At 73.8% G+C, this 17787-nt stretch carries 12 protein-coding genes; 8 read left to right on the forward strand and 4 right to left on the reverse strand.

All coding sequences use genetic code 11. The features are described 5' to 3' along the window. The first annotated feature begins 121 nt into the window (after nt 1-121). The 4 genes from ACIP9H_RS31815 (at nt 122) to ACIP9H_RS31830 (ending at nt 6772) form a co-directional block, all read left to right on the forward strand. Nucleotides 122-2875: a LamG-like jellyroll fold domain-containing protein gene (locus ACIP9H_RS31815; RefSeq protein ID WP_401593036.1), complete on the forward strand. Its 2754-nt coding sequence runs from the start codon at nt 122-124 to the stop codon at nt 2873-2875. Between the two features lie 107 nt (nt 2876-2982). Continuing rightward, nucleotides 2983-5211, forward strand: a complete 2229-nt coding sequence (locus ACIP9H_RS31820) for a LamG-like jellyroll fold domain-containing protein (RefSeq protein ID WP_401962254.1) — start codon at nt 2983-2985, stop codon at nt 5209-5211. Continuing rightward, nucleotides 5208-5936: a hypothetical protein gene (locus ACIP9H_RS31825; protein ID WP_401962256.1), complete on the forward strand. Its 729-nt coding sequence runs from the start codon at nt 5208-5210 to the stop codon at nt 5934-5936. Before ACIP9H_RS31820 ends, ACIP9H_RS31825 begins: the two co-directional genes overlap by 4 nt. Then, nucleotides 5936-6772, forward strand: coding sequence for a glycosyltransferase family 2 protein (locus ACIP9H_RS31830; RefSeq protein ID WP_401593042.1), 837 nt, complete (start codon nt 5936-5938; stop codon nt 6770-6772). Before ACIP9H_RS31825 ends, ACIP9H_RS31830 begins: the two co-directional genes overlap by 1 nt. Here ACIP9H_RS31830 and ACIP9H_RS31835 read toward each other — a convergent pair. Then, nucleotides 6717-7880, reverse strand: a complete 1164-nt coding sequence (locus ACIP9H_RS31835) for a glycosyltransferase (RefSeq protein WP_401593044.1) — start codon at nt 7878-7880, stop codon at nt 6717-6719. The genes ACIP9H_RS31830 and ACIP9H_RS31835 overlap by 56 nt on opposite strands. After that, entirely contained in the window at nt 7877-8422 is a 546-nt protein-coding gene (locus tag ACIP9H_RS31840) for a WcaF family extracellular polysaccharide biosynthesis acetyltransferase (protein ID WP_401593046.1), read from the reverse strand. Before ACIP9H_RS31840 ends, ACIP9H_RS31835 begins: the two co-directional genes overlap by 4 nt. Before the next feature lie 127 nt (nt 8423-8549). On the opposite strand from ACIP9H_RS31840, the gene ACIP9H_RS31845 reads away from it, so the two are divergent. Next, a complete protein-coding gene (locus tag ACIP9H_RS31845) occupies nt 8550-10040 on the forward strand; it encodes a hypothetical protein (protein ID WP_401593048.1) in 1491 nt (496 codons plus the stop codon). A 25-nt stretch (nt 10041-10065) separates the two neighbouring features. On the opposite strand, the gene ACIP9H_RS31850 is transcribed toward ACIP9H_RS31845, so the two are convergent. Next, nucleotides 10066-10512, reverse strand: a complete 447-nt coding sequence (locus ACIP9H_RS31850) for an adenylyltransferase/cytidyltransferase family protein (RefSeq protein ID WP_360913513.1) — start codon at nt 10510-10512, stop codon at nt 10066-10068. A gap of 166 nt (nt 10513-10678) precedes the next feature. Between ACIP9H_RS31850 and ACIP9H_RS31855 the strand changes: the two genes are divergently transcribed. From ACIP9H_RS31855 to ACIP9H_RS31865, 3 genes are read left to right on the forward strand one after another with little or no spacing between them, the layout of a single operon-like run. Then, on the forward strand, nt 10679-11935 hold the full coding sequence (locus ACIP9H_RS31855; RefSeq protein ID WP_401962372.1) for a glycosyltransferase family 4 protein: 1257 nt from the start codon (nt 10679-10681) through the stop codon (nt 11933-11935). A gap of 23 nt (nt 11936-11958) precedes the next feature. Then, nucleotides 11959-13680 carry a lipopolysaccharide biosynthesis protein gene (locus tag ACIP9H_RS31860; RefSeq protein ID WP_401962261.1) on the forward strand — a complete coding sequence of 574 codons (1722 nt, stop codon included), beginning with the start codon at nt 11959-11961 and terminating at the stop codon, nt 13678-13680. Further along, nucleotides 13677-14939: a hypothetical protein gene (locus tag ACIP9H_RS31865; protein ID WP_401962263.1), complete on the forward strand. Its 1263-nt coding sequence runs from the start codon at nt 13677-13679 to the stop codon at nt 14937-14939. Before ACIP9H_RS31860 ends, ACIP9H_RS31865 begins: the two co-directional genes overlap by 4 nt. A 1163-nt stretch (nt 14940-16102) precedes the next feature. Here the strand turns inward: ACIP9H_RS31865 and ACIP9H_RS31870 are convergent. Beyond that, nucleotides 16103-17665, reverse strand: coding sequence for a methionine--tRNA ligase (locus tag ACIP9H_RS31870; RefSeq protein ID WP_401593054.1), 1563 nt, complete (start codon nt 17663-17665; stop codon nt 16103-16105). Nucleotides 17666-17787 lie beyond the last annotated feature (122 nt).

Genomic DNA, 17787 nt, shown 5'->3' on the forward strand with positions numbered 1-17787 from the left:
TCCGGAGACCCCGGCGGAAAGTACGCGCCGGGGTCTCCTCCGGGCCGCCCGGTACGGCGTACGCTGCCGTGCCAGGCGGTTCGTCACTTCGCCGCCGGGGGTCGCGAGGGCTGGGGGGCTCATGCGCACTGCGGGAACCGCGAGAACGCTTTCGACCGCGCTCGCACTGACGGCGGCGTCACTGGCCGGGGCGGGGGTCGCGACCGCGCCGCCCGCCGCGGCGCTCACGGCACCGGTCGCGATGACCGCCGACCCGCTGCCGACGTGGCAGACCAACGGCGTCGTGTGGGCGATGGCCCAGCAGGGCGGCACCGTCTTCGCGGGCGGCACCTTCTCCGTCGTCCGGTCCTCCGGTGCGGGCACGACCACGCAGCCCGCCGTCAACTTCGCCGCCTTCGACGCGGCGACCGGCGCGCCCACCGGCTGCCGCCTCTCCTTCACCATCGGCTCGGGCACCGCGACCGTGCGCGCCCTGGAGGTCTCGCCGGACGGGCGGACGCTGTACGCCGGCGGCTGGTTCAACGCCGTCAACGGTGTCACCGTCAGCAGCCTGGCCGCGATCGACATCGCCACCTGCACCCCGGTCGCCTCCTTCCGGCCGTCGTTCTCGGCCACGGTGCGGGCGCTGGCGGTCACCGGCGACACCGTCTACGCGGGCGGCGACTTCACCTCCGTCGCGGGCCAGTCCAGGGCGCGCTTCGCCGCCCTGTCCACGGCCGGGGCGCTGCGGGCCTGGAACCCGGACGCCGACAAGCCCGGCCGGGCGATCCAGCTCGCCCCGGACGGCGCGCACGCCGTCCTCGGCGGGGACTTCGACACCGTGGGCGGCACCGGCTCGCACGCGCTGGCCGTCGTCGACACCGCGGGCGGCGCCCTGACCCGCGCCTACCCGGTGGGCTTCATCCCGCCGACGTCGGTGGTCAAGGACCTCACCGCCGACGCGACGGCGGTCTTCACCGCCAACGAGGGCACCGGAGGAGGGGTCTTCGACGGCCGCATCGCCCTGAACACCTCCGACTTCGGGCAGCGCTGGCGGGACAACTGCCTGGGCGCCACCCAGTCCGTCGTCGTGTACCGCACGGTGCTCTACAGCGGATCGCACGCGCACGACTGCAGCAGCATGGGCGAGTACCCCAACCAGCGGCGCAAGCACCTGCTGGCGGAGTCGGTGGACGACCCGGTGCTGCTGCCCTGGTTCCCCGACACCAACGACGGCATCGGGGAGGGCCTGGGGCCGCGGGTGATGACGGTGGCCTCCTCGGGCGGCACCGACTACCTGTGGGTGGGCGGCGAGTTCACCACCGTCGCCGGGGCCGCCCAGCAGGGTCTGACGCGCTTCGCCTCCGGTCCCGACACCGGGGCGCCGAGCGTGCCCGAGGTCAACGTCTCCAGCGTCCGGGCCGGTGAGGTCGCGGTGCGCTGGCGGTCCAGCCTGGACCTGGACGACGGGCCGCTGACCTACCGCGTCTACCGCGACGGCTCCGGCACGCCGGTGTACACCACCACCGGCGCCTCGCTGCCGTGGTCGCGCCCGCAGCTCACCTTCACCGACACCTCGGTCACCGCGGGCACCACCCACTCCTACCGGGTCAGCGCGAGCGACGGCACCAACACCAGTGCCCAGTCCGCCGCCCAGTCGGTGACGGCGGCCGGCGGCACGCAGGCGTACCCCGCGCGGGTCGTCGCCGACGGCGCGACGCTGTACTGGCGCTACGAGGAGGCCTCCGGCCAGTTCGGCGCCGACTCCTCGCCGGGCGGCGACAACGCGGTCTACCTCAACGGGCCGCTGTACCGGCAGAGTCCAGGCGCGGTGCCCGGCGGCGGCACGGCCATGGGCTTCAACGGCAGCAACGACTACGCCTACAGCGACGCCCGGCACCCGCGCCCGGCCGCGTACAGCATCGAGACCTGGTTCCGGACGACGACCACCTCGGGCGGCCGGCTGATCGGCTTCGGCGACCGCAATGTCGACGACAACCTGAGCGCCAGCTACGACAAGCACGTCTACATGACCAACGACGGCCGGCTGGTCTTCGGCGTGTACTCCGGCGGCACCCGCACGATCGCCACCACCGGCGCCTGGAACGACGGCGCCTGGCACCACGTGGTCGCCACCCAGGGCGGCGACGGCATGAAGCTCTACGTCGACGGGGCCCTGTCGGCCTCCGGCACGACCACCACCAGCCAGGACTACGCGGGCTACTGGCGGGTCGGCGGCGACAACCTCGGCGGCTGGCCGTCGCAGCCGGCGAGCAACTTCTTCGCCGGTCAGCTGGACGAGACCGCCGTGTACCCGCACGTGCTGACCGCCGCCCAGGTCGCCGCCCACCACACCCTGGGCACCGGCGGGGGCGGCACACCGCCGCCGCAGGACACCCAGGTCACGGTGGCGGCGGCCGAGGACACGTACGTCAACGCCGGGGCGCCGTCGAGCAACTTCGGCACCTCGGGGTCGCTGGCGGTGCGCGGCAGTTCGGCGTACGTCACCTATCTGCGCTTCGCGCTGCCGTCCGCGCCCGCCGGGACCGTGCTGAAGTCGGCGGCGCTGCGGCTGCGCACCAACTCCGACCCCACCGCGGGCTCGGCCGACACCGTGAGCGTCGTCCCGGTCACCGGGGCCTGGACCGAGACGGGCGCCACGTACACCAACCGGCCGGCCCTGTCCGCCGCGGTGCTGGGCACGCTCAGCGGCGCGACGGCCTCCCAGACCACGTACACGGCGGCGCTGAGCGCCGCGGGGCTGAGCGGGGCGCTGGGCGGCTCCTTCGACCTGGCGCTCACCAGTGCCGGTACGGACGCGCTGTGGCTGTGGTCGAGCGAAGCGGCGGGCACCGGGAACCGTCCGGAACTCGTTCTGACATTCGGCGCACCTTAGTGCTCACTTTTTCTTCAAACCGCGTCCATCGGACGTATGCCACGCCCTACCCTGCGGTGCACGGGCGCCGAAGGGGAGGCCCGGGTTCTGGGGGCCTTGGGGGGCACATGAGAAAGCTCAGATCCATATCCGCCGTCCTGACCGTCGCGGCGGGCTCGCTCGCGGCCGGCGCGGTGGCACCGCAGCCGGCCGGGGCGCTGACCGCGCCGGTGTCGATCACCGCCGACGCGCTGCCGACCTGGCAGACCAACGGCATCGTCTTCGCGATGGCGGAGGCGAACGGGACGGTCTTCGCGGGCGGCACCTTCTCGTCGGTCCGGCCGTCCGGGGAGGCGGCCGGCGGCGCGGGCGAGCAGGAGGCGGTCAACTTCGCCGCCTTCGACGCCGCGACCGGCGCACCGACGGGCTGCAACCTGTCGTTCACCGTCGGCTCCGGGACGGCGACCGTGCGCGCGCTCGCCGTCTCACCGGACGGCACCACCCTGTACGCCGGCGGCTTCTTCGGCGCCGTCAACGGGACGCCGGTCAGCAGCCTGGCCGCCATCGACACCGCCACCTGCACCGTGAAGTCCGGCTTCGGGGTCGCGGTCAACGCCACCGTGCGCGCCCTCGCCGTCAGCGACGACACCGTCTACCTGGGCGGCGACTTCTCCTCCGTCGGCGGCCAGGCGCGCGACAACTTCGCGGCCGTGAGCACCACCGGCGCCGTCACCCCCTTCACCGCCGACGGCGACGGGCCCGGCCGCGCGCTGGCGCTCACCCCGGACGGGACCAGGGCGATCCTGGGCGGCGACTTCGACCGCGTCAACGGGACGGCCTCGCACGCGCTGGCCGTCGTCGACTCCGGCAGCGGTGCGGTCGTCAAGGGCTACGGTTCCTCTTTCATCCCGTCCACCTCGGTCGTCAAGGACATCACCACCGACGCGACCGGCTTCTACACCGGCAACGAGGGCACCGGCGGCGGCGTCTTCGACGGGCGCATCGCGCTCAACCTCAGCGACCTCAACCAGCGCTGGCGGGACACCTGCCTGGGCGCCACCCAGTCGGTCGAGGTCTACCACGACGTGCTGTACAGCGGTTCGCACGCGCACGACTGCAGCACCATGGGCGAGTACCCCAACCAGCGCCGCAAGCACCTGCTCGCGCAGCGCGTGGACAACCCGGCGAAGCTGGGGTGGTTCCCCGACACCAACGACGGCCTGGGCGAGGGCATCGGCCCGCGCGCCATGAGCCTGGCCTCCTCCGGCTCCACCGACTACCTGTGGGTCGGCGGCGAGTTCACCACCGTCAACGGCGTCGCCCAGCAGGGCCTGACCCGCTTCTCCTCCGGCCCCGACACCGGGGTGCCGACCACGCCGAACGTCAACGCCTCCAGCGTGACGCCGGGCTCGGTCAAGGTCCGCATCCAGACCAGCCTGGACCTCGACGACAGTTCGCTGACCTACCGCGTGTACAAGAACGGCGGCACGACCCCCGTGTACACCACGACGGCCTCGTCGCTGCCCTGGGTGCGCCCGCAGCTCACCTGGACCGACACCGACGTGACCGCGGGCGCCACGTACACCTACCGCGTGACCGCGAGCGACGGCACCAACACCACCGTCAAGTCCCCGACCCAGACGGTGACCGCGGCGACCGTGCCCGAGGCGTATCCGACGCAGGTCCTCGCCGACGGGGCCACGCTGTACTGGCGCTACAACGAGACCGCCAACACCTTCGCCGCCGACACCTCCCCCGCGGACGACGGCGGCAACCACGTCGGCGGTCCGACCCGCGGCGTCAGCCCGGGCGCGCTGACCGGCTCGGCCAGCACGGCGGTCACCTACAACGGCACGACGCAGTGGTCGTACAGCGACGCCAAGCACAACCGCACATCCGCGTTCAGCGTCGAAACCTGGTTCAGGACGACCACCGCCTCCGGCGGGAAGCTCGTCGGCTTCGGCGACCGCACCTCGGAGATCAGCGCCAGCACCGACAAGCACATCTACATGACCAACGCGGGCCGGCTGATCTTCGGTGTGCGCAGCGGCAGCAACCGCACCATCACCACCCCGGCGGCCTACAACGACGGCCAGTGGCACCACGTCGTCGCCACGCAGGGCTCGACGGGGATGCGGCTGTACGTCGACGGAGTGCTGCGGGCGTCCAGTTCCCCCACCACCGGGGGCTCGGACTACATCGGCTACTGGCACGTCGGCGGGGACAGTCTCTCCGGCTGGACCAGCCGCCCCACCAGCGACTACTTCGCGGGCACCCTCGACGAGACCGCGATCTACCCGAGCGCCCTGTCGGCCGCGCAGATCGCCCAGCACTACACCCTCGGAACCACCGGATGACCCGCGCACCCCGCCGGGTCCGCCTCGCCGCCGCCGTCCTCGTGACGGCGGCGGCGGTGCTGCTCACCGGCTGCTCGAGCGGCTCCGGCAGCTCCGCCACCTCCGCCGGCAACCGGTCCGCGCAGGGCGCACCGGCTCCCTCCGCGACCGCACCCGCCGCCGCGTCCGCACCCGCCACCGGTACCGGTGGCGGCACCACCGCGCCTTCCGCGCCCGCGGACCCCGCCTCGGACGCCGTGCCCAGCGGGCCCAAGGTCCCCCAGAGCGAACTGACCCCGGTCACCGGCTCCTTCACCAAGAAGGAGAAGACCTATCTGACCGGCAGGGTCCCCAAGGGCACCGACCCCGCCGCCGTGCTCCAGCTCGGCCAGGAGACCTGCGACCGCATCGCCTCCGTCGCCGCGATCGACAAGGACGCGGCCATCGGCGGCATCATCACCGGCCAGATCGGCGGCGCCAAGGGCGCGGTCACCCATCTGTGCCCGCAGCAGGAGTCGATCCTCGCGGCCGCCGAGACGGGCTTCGCCGACGGTTCCTACACCGTCGGCGCCAAGGCGGTGGCGGGCCGCGTCATCACGCCCGGCACCTACCGGGCGCTGACCCCCACCAAGGACTGCACCTGGACGGTGGGGACGAAGTCCGGCACCGCCCACAAGGTCACCGTCACCGCCGCGGCCAGGACCTTCGGTTCCCGCGGCTGCTTCGCGTGGGCCAAGGAGGGCTGATGACCGAACTGGTGAGCAGGCTGCCCCTGGTGGTGGCGATCCCCACCAAAAACGAGGCCGAGAACATCGCCACGACCGTCGACGCGGTCGCCGGCCACGTCGAGGCCGTCGTGGTCGTCGACTCCGGCAGCACGGACGACACGTGCGCGATCGCCGCGGCGCACGGCGCGGAGGTCGTCCCGTACACCTGGGACGGCGGGTACCCGAAGAAGAAGCAGTGGTGCCTGGAGAACGTCCACCCGGACGTGCCGTGGCTGCTCTTCCTGGACGGCGACGAGGTGCCGACGCCTGAACTGCTCGCCGAACTGCGGGAGGTCTTCTCCCGTCCGGTGACGGCGGCCGCCTTCGACATCCCGCTGCTGTACTGGTTCGCCGGACGCCCGCTGCGGCGCGGCCACACCGTCGTCAAGCGGTCGCTGCTGGACCGCACACGGGTCTCCTACCCGGAGGTCGACGACCTCGCGGCGCCCGGCATGGGCGAGCAGGAGGGCCACTACCAGCCGACGGCGGACGGCCCGGTCGGGCAGCTCAGGGGGCGCATCGAGCACCGCGACCTGGACCCGGTGCGCACCTGGTTCGACCGGCACAACCGCTACTCCGACTGGGAGGCGTGGCTGGAGCACCACCCCGGCACCAAGGAGCAGGTGCGCGGGCTGAAGACCCGCCAGGGGCGGCTGTTCCAGAAGGTGCCGTTCAAGCCGCTGCTCTTCTTCGGCTACACCTATGTCGCCCGGCGGGGCTTCCTCGACGGCCGCGCCGGTTTCGACTACGCGCTGGCGCTCAGTTTCTACCGGTGGCAGATCGGGCTGAAGACCCGCGAGCGGGCGCCTTCATAGCCGACTCGTACACCTCTTGGAGGGTGTCGAGCACGGCGTCGAGCGACAGCTCGTCCCTGATGAGGCGCCAGGCGGCCGACGAGGCCGCCTGGTTCGCCTCCGTCCCCAGCAGCTCCAGCACCGCCGCGGCGACGTCCCCGGGGCGGTGCACGACCCGGCCCGCGCCCGCCCGCTCGATGTCGGGGGCGAGGCCGTTGGACTCCCGTACGACGACAGGTGTGCCCACCGACATCGACTCCAGCAGCGACATCGCGAACGGCTCGTCCACCGACGGCAGGACGTAGACGTCGGCGGCGCGGAAGGCCTCCAGCGCCTCGGCGTGGCTGAGCGGCCCGACGTGCTTGACCGCGTCCGTCACCCCCAGCTCGCGGACGGCCTCCAAGGTGCCCGCCAGCTCCCCCGAGTCGGGGCCGGCCAGCACGAAACGGGCGTCGGGGTACCGCTCCAGCACCGCGGGGATCGCGGCGGCGAAGTCGCGCGGGCGCTTGCGGGTCTGGAAGCGCGCCAGGTAGAGGACGGTCGGCGGGCCGCTGCGCTTGCGCGGCTGGTGCAGCGCGGTGCCGTTCGGCAGCCGTACGGGACGGGCCAGGCGGCCCGCGCCGGCGACGGCCTCCAGGTCGCCGCGCTCCCACGCGGTGAGGTGCAGGACGGCGTCGGCGCGGCGCAGCAGCCGCTTGGTGGCGAGCGCGTCCAGCACCTTGGCGAGCGGCTTGTCGCTGGGGTCGATCATGCCGTGGGTCTGCAGCACCAGCGGGCGGCCGCACTGGAGTGCCGCCACCGCCACCGGCAGGGTGATCAGGTCCCGCATGAGGTGGACGTGGACGACGTCGGCGGAGCGCACCAGGCGCCGGGCGCCGGCCAGGAGCGAGGGCGAGGTGATGCCGGAGACCTCGAACCGCGGCAGGACGTGCCGGGCCTGGAAGACCCGTGCGGGCACGCCCTCCACCTCGCCGGGCAGCCGTCCCGGAGGGAAGCCGTCGCCCAGGGTGACGAGTTCGGCGTCGACACCGCGCCCGCGCAGGCCCCCGGCCAGGTTGAGGGCGACCCGGGTGGGGCCGCCGAAGGCGTTGGTGGGCGTGTGCAGGGTGACGACGTGCAGCACCTTCATGGCTGGGGCTCCTTGAGCGGGCGCGTGCCGTCGGCCGTGTGCAGGGTGAGCTCGGGGAGGTCCCTGGCGAGCACGGTCCCTGCGGCGACGACCGCGTGCCGGCCGACGGTGACCCCGGCGAGCACGATGGCGCGGGCGGCGACCCAGGCACCGTCCTCCACGGTGATCGGTGCGTTGCGGTAGCGGAAGTCGACGGCGCGGTGGTCGTGGCTGCCGGTGCACAGCAGCGCCTCCTGGGAGACGCAGACGTCGGCGCCGATGGTGATGGGCTCCAGGTTGAGCAGCCAGGCGCCCTCGCCGATCCAACTGCGGTCGCCGACCGTCAGCTTCCAGGGCCACAGCACCCGTACCCGGTGGCGGACGAGCACGCCCTCGCCGATCGTGGCGCCGAACGCGCGCAGCAAGGCGACCCGCAGCCGCGCCGGGCAGAACCAGGCGGCGAAGACGGTGTTCATCACGGCGAACCACAGGGCCTGGACCGCCTTGCCCCGCCCCTTGTCGTACCCGGCCAGTGTGAAGGCCGACAGATCACGTGCCGTCATGGCGCACCCCCCGTGTCCCCCGCACCGGTGCCCTCCCCGGCACCGTCCGCACAGATTATCGGCGCACACGGTTGCGGGGCAGCCGGATCTATAGACTGCCGGAGGGGAATCGTTGGGGGGCTGTTGCATGGCAGTTCAGACGCACGAAATCCAGTCGCGGGGCCTGCCGCCGGGGGAGGTGGAGGTCCCGGCCGTCTCGCCGCGGGCGCTGCTGTCACGGGCACTGGCGGTGCCCCTGATCCTGGGTCTGGCCCTGTTCCTGCCCGCGCTGGTCGCCGTGCAGCCCGGACCGGGCGTGAAGGACAGCGTCTTCTGGTTGCAGATGGTGCTGACCTGCTACGCGGGCATCCGGCTCGCGGTGATGGCGCTGACCGCCCATCGCAAGCTGATCCAGGGCTCGTTCTGGCTCTTCGTGTACGTGGCGATGGGTGTCGCCCCGCTCGCCCAGGACGTGCTGGACCAGACGCCGACGCCGGTGGTCGGCACCCGGGCGGACCTGCTGGTGGCGGTCGCGCTGGTGCTCGTCGGGTGCGCCGCGTTCGACGTGGGCGCGCTGCTGTCGCGGCACCGCCCCGTCCGGCGGGCCCGGCGGCGGGAGCGCTCGGCGTCCTTCCACCGCAGGCGGGTGTTCCTGCTGGCGGCGGTCGCCTTCGCCGGCAGCGCGCTGCTGGTGGTCAAGCTCGGCGGTCCCGCGGTGTTCTTCAGCAGCCGGCAGGCGATCACCGACACCATCCGCGCCGACGGCGCCGCCTCCGCCGAGTCCAACGTGGGCTCCGCCTTCCTGCGCGGCTTCGGCACCGTGCCGGCGCTGGTGGCCCTGCTGATCTTCACCCGCTGGCTGGTGACCTCCCGCCGGGCCCGGCGCCGGCCGCTGGTCATCGCCACGTGGGGTGCCCTGCTGCTGCTGAACGCGGTGGTCAACAACCCCGTCTCCAACCCCCGTTACTGGTTCCTGACGGTGCTGTTCTCCTTCCTGTTCACGGCCTTCCCGAGAAGCCCCGCGATGTACCGGGCGGCGCTGGCCCTCGGCGTCGCCGGCGCTCTGGTGGTCTTCCCCTTCGCCGACCGCTTCCGCTACGACGCCGGCGGCTACAAGCCGGTGGAGACCACGTCGGTCTTCGAACCGCTGGCGGTCAAGGACTACGACCAGGTCGGCATGTTCGCCAACACCGTCACCTTCGCCGACAGCGGGCCCGGCCACTTCTACGGCCGGCAGATCGCCGGCTCCGCGTTCTTCTTCGTCCCGCGCTCGGTGTGGCCGGGCAAACCGCGTGACACCGGCGTCATGATCGGCCAGTGGATGGGCATGAAGAACGTCAACCTCTCCTCCCCGCTGTGGGCGGAGCTGTGGATCGACTTCGGCGCCGGGGGCGTCGTCGCGGGCTTCCTCGGCCTCGGCTACCTCTCGGCGCGCGGCGACCGCCTCTACGCCCGGCGGACCTCCGTCGACCGCCGCCCCGGCAATGTCATGGCGATCGTCATCCCGCTGATCGCCGGGTACTCCTTCATCCTGCTGCGCGGCCCGCTGCTCCAGGCCTCGGGCCGCATCGGCGTGGCGCTGATCTGCTTCGCCCTGGTGACCACCCTGCGCTCCGACCGGCGACGGCTGCTGGGCTGACCGGGCGCGCCGCCCGGACCCCCGCCTACTGCGCGGAGGCCCCCGCGGCGGACGGGGCCAGCGCGTCCAGCGCGCGGCGCAGCTGGGTGCTGGAGGTGTGCACGGTGTACGGGAAGTAGACGACCTCGACCCCGACGGTGGCGAAGTCCCGTTCCAGCCGCAGCCCCTTGTCGGTGCCGCGCCAGTCGTCGCCCTTGAAGATGACGTCGAAGCGGACCTGCTGCCAGGTCTCCAGCTTGTCGGGTACGGTCTCGACAAAGGCGGCGTCGACGAAGCGGACGCTGCGGACGATCTCCAGGCGCTCGATGAGCGGGACGACCGGCGTGCGGCCCTTGGCGAGGGCTGCCATCTCGTCCGAGACCACCCCGGCGACGAGGTAGTCGCACTGACTGCGGGCGTGCCGCAGGATGTTCAGATGTCCGACGTGGAAGAGGTCGTAGACCCCGGGCGCATAGCCCACTCGGTGCGACATGGTGTCAATCCCCCCACAGGAACACAACCTTCTCGCGAGTTGCGGAGTCTCAGACATTAGCGTGAAGGCAGCATGTTTCTCTGGTGAACGGTTAAGGTGAGCTACTGGTCACTTCTGGGGGGAAGGGGTCCGTCTCGTGCCCGAGTTCCAGGGCCGCACTCTGCTGCTGGTCTCCACCAACTACGCACCCGAGCACGCGGGTATCGGCCCGTACGCCACGCAGATCGCCGAGCACTGGGCGGCACCTGACGGCGGCGGGGCCGAGGTCCACGTGCTCGCCGGGATGCCGCACTACCCGTCGTGGCGGCTCGACCCGGCGTACCGGGGGATGTGGCGCGCCGAGGAGCGGCGCGCCGGCGTCACCGTGCACCGGCGCCGGCACACGGTGCCGCCCCGTCAGACCGCGCTGCGGCGCGCCCTGTTCGAGGCCTCGGTACTGGCGCACGGGCTGGTGGCGGCGCCGCGGATCCGCCCCGACGCGGTGGTGGCGCAGATGCCGAGCCTGGCGGGCGGTGTGATCGGCGCCCGGGTCGCGGCCCGGCACCACGTGCCGTACATACCCGTGGTGCAGGACCTCATGGGCGCGGCGGCGGCGCAGAGCGGGATCCGCGGCGGGGACCGGGCGGCGGCCGTCGCGGGCGCGGCGGAGGCGTACGCGCTCAAGCGGGCCACCCTGGTCGGCGTCATCCACGAGACCTTCGTCGACAAGGTCGCCGCGATGGGCGTCGACCGCGGCCGCATCCGCCTGGTCCCCAACTGGTCGCACGTGGCCCGTCCTTCGCGCCCGCGCGAGGAGACCCGGGCCCGGCTGGGCTGGAACCGGGAGCGGACGGTCGTGCTGCACTCCGGCAACATGGGCCTCAAACAGGGCCTGGACGTGCTGGTGGAGGCCGCCCGCCGGGACCCGTCGGTGCTGATCGTGCTCATGGGCGACGGCAACCAGCGCGAACGGCTGCGGCTGCTGGCCGCCGACGTGCCGAACCTGGAGTTCGCCCCGCCCGCCGGGGACGCGGAGTTCCCCGACGTGCTGGCCGCCGCCGACGTGCTGGCGGTCACGCAGCGCGCCTCGGTCCTGGACATGAGCATCCCCTCCAAGCTGACCTCGTACTTCGCCGCCGGGCGCCCGGTCATCGCCTCCGTCGCCGCCGAGGGCGGCACCGCGCAGGAGGTGGTGCGCTCCGAGGCCGGGCTGCTGGTGGCACCGGAGGACCCGGAGGCGTTCCTCAAGGCCGTCAGGGCGCTGGCCCAGGACCCGGAGGCCGCCGACGAACTGGGCGCCCGCGGGCCGGCGTACGTGACGGCGCATCTCAGCCGCGAGGCGGGATTGTCACGGATGAGCGCACTGCTCGCCGAGGCACTGGACACGACGACGCGAGGTGCCGATCCTGTGGGGTCGGACGCATGGGGGGTTCCACGCACGTGAGCGATCAACCGCACGGTTCGCAGATGTCCGAGGCGCAGGACGAACCGGACCTGCTCCGGGACCAGTTCCGGCAGCTCGTCCGCTACCGCGCGCTGCTCGTGACGGGTGTGCTGCTCGGCCTGCTGGGCGGCGGCTACCTGGCGGTGACGGGCAGCGACAGCTACGTGGCCACCAGCGAGGTGGTGCTGCGCGCCGCCACCACCGATCCGTTCGCCGCCGGGGCGTCCTCGCCCGACAAGTCGATCAACATCGGCTCGGAGCGGCAGACCGCGATGAGCAACGAGGTCGCCAAGCGCGCCGCCAAGCGGCTCGGGCTGTCCTCCCGGGCGATCCCCGAGCTCCAGTCCGACCTCCAGGTCACCAACCCGCCCAACACCGTGGTGCTGCGCTTCGCGTACACCTACACCGACGCGGACGAGTCGGCCCGCCGCGCCAACGCCCTGGCCACCGCGTTCATGGACGCACGCAAGGAGAGCACCGAGAACACCATCAAGAACACGGTGCACGGCCTGCAGAAGCAGCTCGACCCGGTCGTCAAGCAGCGCAAGGAGCTCGACGCCCAGATCGCGCACCTCGGCGAGGGGCCCACCCTCGACGCGGCCACCACCGTGCAGGCCACGCTCGTCGGCCGCATCTCCGAACTCAGCAGCCGCATCACCGAGTTGCAGTCGCTGGACACCACCCCCGGCAGCTGGAACCGCGTCGCGAGCCCGCCGTCCGCGCCCTCCGGCCCCGGGCTGCCGATGATGCTCGGTCTCGGCGCGCTCGTCGGCGTCGCCGTCGGGCTGCTCGCCGCCTGGGTGCGGCTGGTCTTCGACCCGAACGCGCGCTCCGAGGGCGACGTGGTGCGGGCGCTGCGCGCACCCGTGCTGGGCACACTGCCGCGCACCAGGAACGGGCCGCTGCTCGCCGTCGACCACGCCGACCCCCGGATCGCCGAGGAGTACCGTTCCGTCGCCTTCCGGCTCGCCTACGACCAGCGCTTCGCCGACCGGCGGCGGCTGCTGGTCGTCGCCCCGCGCGGCACCGGCGAGACCGCCGCCGCGGTCGCGGTCAACCTGGCCGCGTCCTTCGCCGAGATGGGCATGGACGTCCTGCTGGTCGAGGCCGATCTGCGCACCCCCGGGCTGTCGGCACGGCTGCGCGCGGCCGACGGCTCCCGGCCCGGCTGGGCCCGCACCCCCCAGCTCAGCGAGGGCGGCTGGCCGGCCGGCATCCAAGTGCCCGTCGACGCGGGCGAGTCGGGCTCCTTCGACCTCGTGCCGGGACGCCGCGTGCGCAATGTGGCCCGCGCGCTCACCTCCGCCGCGGCCGGCCGGCTGTTCGCGGAGGCCGACGAGCCGGGGTCGGCCGTCGTCGTCCTGGCCCCCGCGGTCCTGACCTACGCGGACGCGCTGGCGCTGGCCGACCGCATCGACGGCGTCCTCGTCGTCGCCGACCCGCACGCCGTGCACCGCGCCGACCTGGACCGGGTGCGGCAGCTCATCAGCGGCGCGGGCAGCACCGTGCTGGGCTCCGTACTGCACAGCTCGCCCGGCGGCGGCCGGTGGGCCAAGCGGCGGCACGCCCGGCGCGCCCGCAAGGCCGCCGCGGCACGCACCGCGGCAGCCGGCACGGGCACGGAGACCCCCGCGCCGGCCACGGCCACGGCCACGACCGCGGTCACGGAGGGCTCCACGGCTCCCGCCCTGCCGGCCGAGGACAAGACCACCGACACCATTCCGCTGCGCACGGTGATCCGGTGACGGCACGGCCGGCGCCCGGCGCCAAGGCCGCCATCGTCTGCTCCGTCCTCGACCAGGGCGTCGCCGCGCTCACGAACATCCTCGTCCTCGTGGTCGCCGCCCGGCTGTCCAGCGCGGCCGGCTTCTCCGTCTTCTCGATGGTCTACGCCGTCTTCTCCGTACTGCTCGGCATCAACGTCTCCTACGTCGGCCAGGCGCTGGTCCTGGAACGCGGCGAGGACTCCGCGGTCCGCGCCGCCTGCCGCTCCGCGGCCGGCTTCGTCGCCGTCGCCTCGACGGTCGCCGGCGCCACGATGGCGGCGGTGCTCGCCCTCGTCCCGGGCGCGACGGCACAGTCGCTCGCGGTCCTCGGGCTGGTGCTGCCCCTGGTCCTCACCCAGGACGGGCTGCGCTACTGCTTCTCCACCCTGCGCCTGCCGCATCTCGCCCTCGTCGGCGACGTGCTGCGGCTCGCCGTCGCCCTGCCCGCGCTCGCCCTCCAGCCCCACGGCACCGGGCCCGCGCGCCTGGTGGCCGTATGGGGGCTGTCGGCCGTGCCCGCACTGCTCGCCGGCATCGCACTGCTCGCCCCCCGGCTGCGCGGCGCCCCGACGGACCTGCGGCGCTTCCTGCGCAAGGGGCACCTCGGGCGCCGCTTCGTGGTGGAGTACGGGGTCGGCAACGCCTCCAGCCAGCTCGCGGTCGTCGGACTCGGCCTGTTCGCCAGCCCGTTGGCGGTCGGTGCACTGCGCGGTACGACGACCCTGTTCGGCCCGATGAACGTGCTCTTCAACTCCGCCACCGCCTTCGGGCCGCCCCTGCTCGGCCGCGTCCCCGGCATGCGCGGCCAGGTCCGGGCCACCGCCGTGCTCGCCGGGATCCTGGCCGCCGTCGCCGCCGCGTGGACGGGCGTGCTGACAGCCCTGCCCGACCGCTTCGGCCGCCAGCTCCTCGGCGCCACATGGCAGGCCGCGGAAGGCCTGCTGGCCGCCACCGGCACCCAGTACGCGGCCATCGCGGCGGGCACCAGCGCCCTGCTCACGCTGCGCGTCCTCCAGCCGCGGGCGACCCTCCCCATCCAGGTCGTCTTCTCCCTCGCCTCCATCGCGTTCATGATCTCCGGCTACGCCCTGGCCGCCGTCCCCGGCGCCGCCTGGGGCCTCGCCATCGGCTCCGCCCTCAAGGCCGCCGTCCTGTGGACCCGCGTCACCCTCCTCCGCCGCGACCCCGCCACGGCGGGCCAGGACCCCCGCCCGGAACCGACCCCGGCGAGCGCGTAACCGGCGCCCGGGGCGAGGCGGCCGGTATGCCGTTGCCCGGCCGCGCTTTGGCCGCCGCACAGGGCCTGCCCGCCCTCGCAGGTCACCGCGACCCCACCACACCTGCCACCGGCCAGGCCCCCGGCCCCGAACCGACCCCGGCAAGCGCCTAACCGGCGCCCAGGGCGAGGCCGCCCATATGCCGCTGCCCGGCCGCGCTTTGACCGCCGCGCAGGGCCTGCCCGCCCTCGCAGGTCACCGCGACCCCACCACACCTGCCACCAGCCAGCCCCCCGGCCCCGAACCGACCCCGGCAAGCGCCTAACCGGCGCCCAGGGCGAGCTCGCCCCGACGCTAGGAGCGGCCACGTCGCGTATCGCGTTGCCCGGTCGCCGCACAGGGGTCCGGCGCCCCTGTGGGCCTGCGTCACCCTCGTACACAGCGACTCCGCCATCACCGGCACCGGCCAGAACCCCCGCGCGTTCCCGGCACCCGACGCGAAGTCGCACTCGGCGCCGCACAGCGCCTGACCGTCGGCCAGGCCCCCGCCCCAACGCCCACCCCGGCGGCCGCACAACCGGTCCCGAGACCGCCACCCGACGCGAGGACCGGCGATGCCACGCGCGACCCCGCCACGCCTGCCACCGACCAGGAACCTCGCCTCGAACCGACGCAGGCAGGCACGTGACCCGGCGCCGGGGGCGAGCCGCGCTCGTCCGAGGAACGCCCGTGCCCGCACCGCGATCACGATCCCCAGCCACGCCCGGGCCGCCGGCCAATCTGCGGCACGTCCCCGGAACGGGCTCGGCCCGATGAGCCGCGCCCCGGCGATACGGCAACCGGGCGGGCGACACGAGGCCTTCGCCGTTCTTCCGCCCCCGTCACGGCATGTCAGCGAAACGGGCCGGACGTCGACGTTCCCCGCACCCTTGCCGCTCAGGTCGCCCCCCGGAGCGACAACAGCCTCGCACCAGCGCGCCGCAGGGCCCGTCGTCCGAGGCCGAGTTCACGTCGGGCACGGCAACGGCCGGAAGCGGTGCACGGGCCGACGCGCCGCGCTCCCGGCGGGGACAGCGACGTCGCCCGGAGCACGCCGCCCGGCCCAACCGCTCCGCGCCGCCGCCGCGTTCACATCGGGGTACGACAACGGCCGGAAGCGGTCACCGGGCCGAAGGCCCGCGGGGTCAGGGCGACGGGGGCGTCGCCGGCGCGAGGCGGGGGAAGAGCGGGGTGGGTGGCGGGAGGGTGCCGTCGGGGGCGGCGGCGCACTGGGCGGCGATGCGGGCCGCGGCGTTCGGGAGGAAGGGGGCGAGTTCCTCGCCGAGGGTGCGGCAGGCGTCGAGGAGCGCGGCCAGGACGGCGTCCAGGCGCGCCCCCGCGGGGGCGTTGCGGTCACGGCGTTCGGCGCGGGCGAGTTCCCAGGGCCGGGTCTCGTCGATGCAGCGGTTGGCCTCGTCGACGATCCGCCACACGGCGGCGGCCGCGCCGCGGAAGTCGACCTCGTCCAGCGCCCGGGCGACGTCCGCCGCGGCGTCGCGGCAGGCCGCGCGCAGGCGTTCCGTACCTGGCTCCGGTACCCCACCCGCGGGCGCCGTGCCGCCGCGGAAGCGGTGGACCATGGTGACGACCCGGTTGACCAGGTTGCCGAAGCCGCCCGCGAGGTCCGCGTCGGCGCGGGCGACGAGCCGTTCACGGGTGAAGTCCGCGTCGCCGGTCCTGGGGACCTCGCGCAGCAGCCACCAGCGCACGGCGTCGGTGCCGCAGGCGGTGGTCAGTTCGACGGGGTCGACGGTGGTGCCCGCGGACTTGCTGATCTTCCGGCCGTCGACGGTGAGGTAGTCGTGGACGAGGATGTCCGTGGGCAGCGGCAGTCCGGCCGACAGCAGCATGGCCGGCCAGTAGACGGCGTGGAAGCGCAGTACGCCCTTGCCCACCAGGTGGACGCGGCGTCCTTCGCCCGCCCACCACCGCTCGTACTCCGGCGACCCCTGGCCGCCGTAGCCCAGGCTGGTGACGTAGTTGCCGAGCGCGTCCCACCACACGTAGACCACCTGGCCGGGGTCGCCGGGCACGGGGATGCCCCAGCCGCGGGCGCGGTGCTGCGAACGGGAGACGGAGAAGTCGCGGAGCCCGCGGGCGAGGAGGGCCAGCACCTCGTTGCGGCGGGCGGCGGGCTCGATGCGCAGCCGGCCGTCCTCGATCAGTTCGCGCAGCACGCCGGTCCAGCGCGACAGCCGGAAGAACCAGTTCTCCTCCGCGACGCGCTGCGGCTCGGTGCCGTGCTCGGCGCAGCGCCCGTCGACCAGTTCGCCGGGGGTCCAGAACTGCTCGCAGCCCACGCAGTACAGGCCCTCGTAGTGCGTGCGGTACAGGTCGCCGGCCGCCGCGCACCGGTGCCACAGCCGCTCCACGCCCGCGCGGTGCCGGGGGTCGCGACTGGTGCGGATGAAGTCGTCGAGCGACAGCGCGAGCGGCCCGTCGAGCGCGGCGAAGGCCGCGGCGTTGCGGTCGACGAACTCCTGCACGGGGACGCCCGCGGCCTCGGCGGCGAGCACGTTCTTCAGGGAGTTGTCGTCGGTGCCGCTCAGGAACCGCACGGGCTCGCCGGCGCGGCGGTGGTGCCGGGCCAGCACGTCGGCCTGCACCAGTTCCAGCGCGAAGCCGAGGTGGGGGCGGGCGTTGACGTACGGGATCGTGGTGGTCACGTAGAACGGGGCGGGTGCGGGACCCGGGGGGTGCGTGGTCATCGGAACCTCCTGCGAAGGGGGGCGGGGCTCCGACGCGCACAACAGCCGAGGCCCCGGTCCAGGGCCTCGGAAAACGCGACGCGTCCGACTCAGCAGCCCCGGCAGCGGGGCATCATGCGGCG

Origin of the sequence: Streptomyces sp. NPDC088732, assembly GCF_044751205.1 — a bacterium.
Taxonomy (GTDB): Bacteria; Actinomycetota; Actinomycetes; order Streptomycetales; family Streptomycetaceae; genus Actinacidiphila.

Excerpts from the sequence above, each read along its gene's own strand:
- ACIP9H_RS31830 (WP_401593042.1), top strand. The coding sequence starts at position 5,936 with ATGACCGAACTGGTGAGCAGGCTGCCCCTGGTGGTGGCGATCCCCACC.
- ACIP9H_RS31870 (WP_401593054.1), bottom strand. The coding sequence starts at position 17,665 with ATGACCACGCACCCCCCGGGTCCCGCACCCGCCCCGTTCTACGTGACC.
- ACIP9H_RS31840 (WP_401593046.1), bottom strand. The coding sequence starts at position 8,422 with ATGACGGCACGTGATCTGTCGGCCTTCACACTGGCCGGGTACGACAAG.
- ACIP9H_RS31850 (WP_360913513.1), bottom strand. The coding sequence starts at position 10,512 with ATGTCGCACCGAGTGGGCTATGCGCCCGGGGTCTACGACCTCTTCCAC.
- ACIP9H_RS31820 (WP_401962254.1), top strand. The coding sequence starts at position 2,983 with ATGAGAAAGCTCAGATCCATATCCGCCGTCCTGACCGTCGCGGCGGGC.
- ACIP9H_RS31835 (WP_401593044.1), bottom strand. The coding sequence starts at position 7,880 with ATGAAGGTGCTGCACGTCGTCACCCTGCACACGCCCACCAACGCCTTC.
- ACIP9H_RS31825 (WP_401962256.1), top strand. The coding sequence starts at position 5,208 with ATGACCCGCGCACCCCGCCGGGTCCGCCTCGCCGCCGCCGTCCTCGTG.
- ACIP9H_RS31845 (WP_401593048.1), top strand. The coding sequence starts at position 8,550 with ATGGCAGTTCAGACGCACGAAATCCAGTCGCGGGGCCTGCCGCCGGGG.
- ACIP9H_RS31860 (WP_401962261.1), top strand. The coding sequence starts at position 11,959 with ATGTCCGAGGCGCAGGACGAACCGGACCTGCTCCGGGACCAGTTCCGG.
- ACIP9H_RS31815 (WP_401593036.1), top strand. The coding sequence starts at position 122 with ATGCGCACTGCGGGAACCGCGAGAACGCTTTCGACCGCGCTCGCACTG.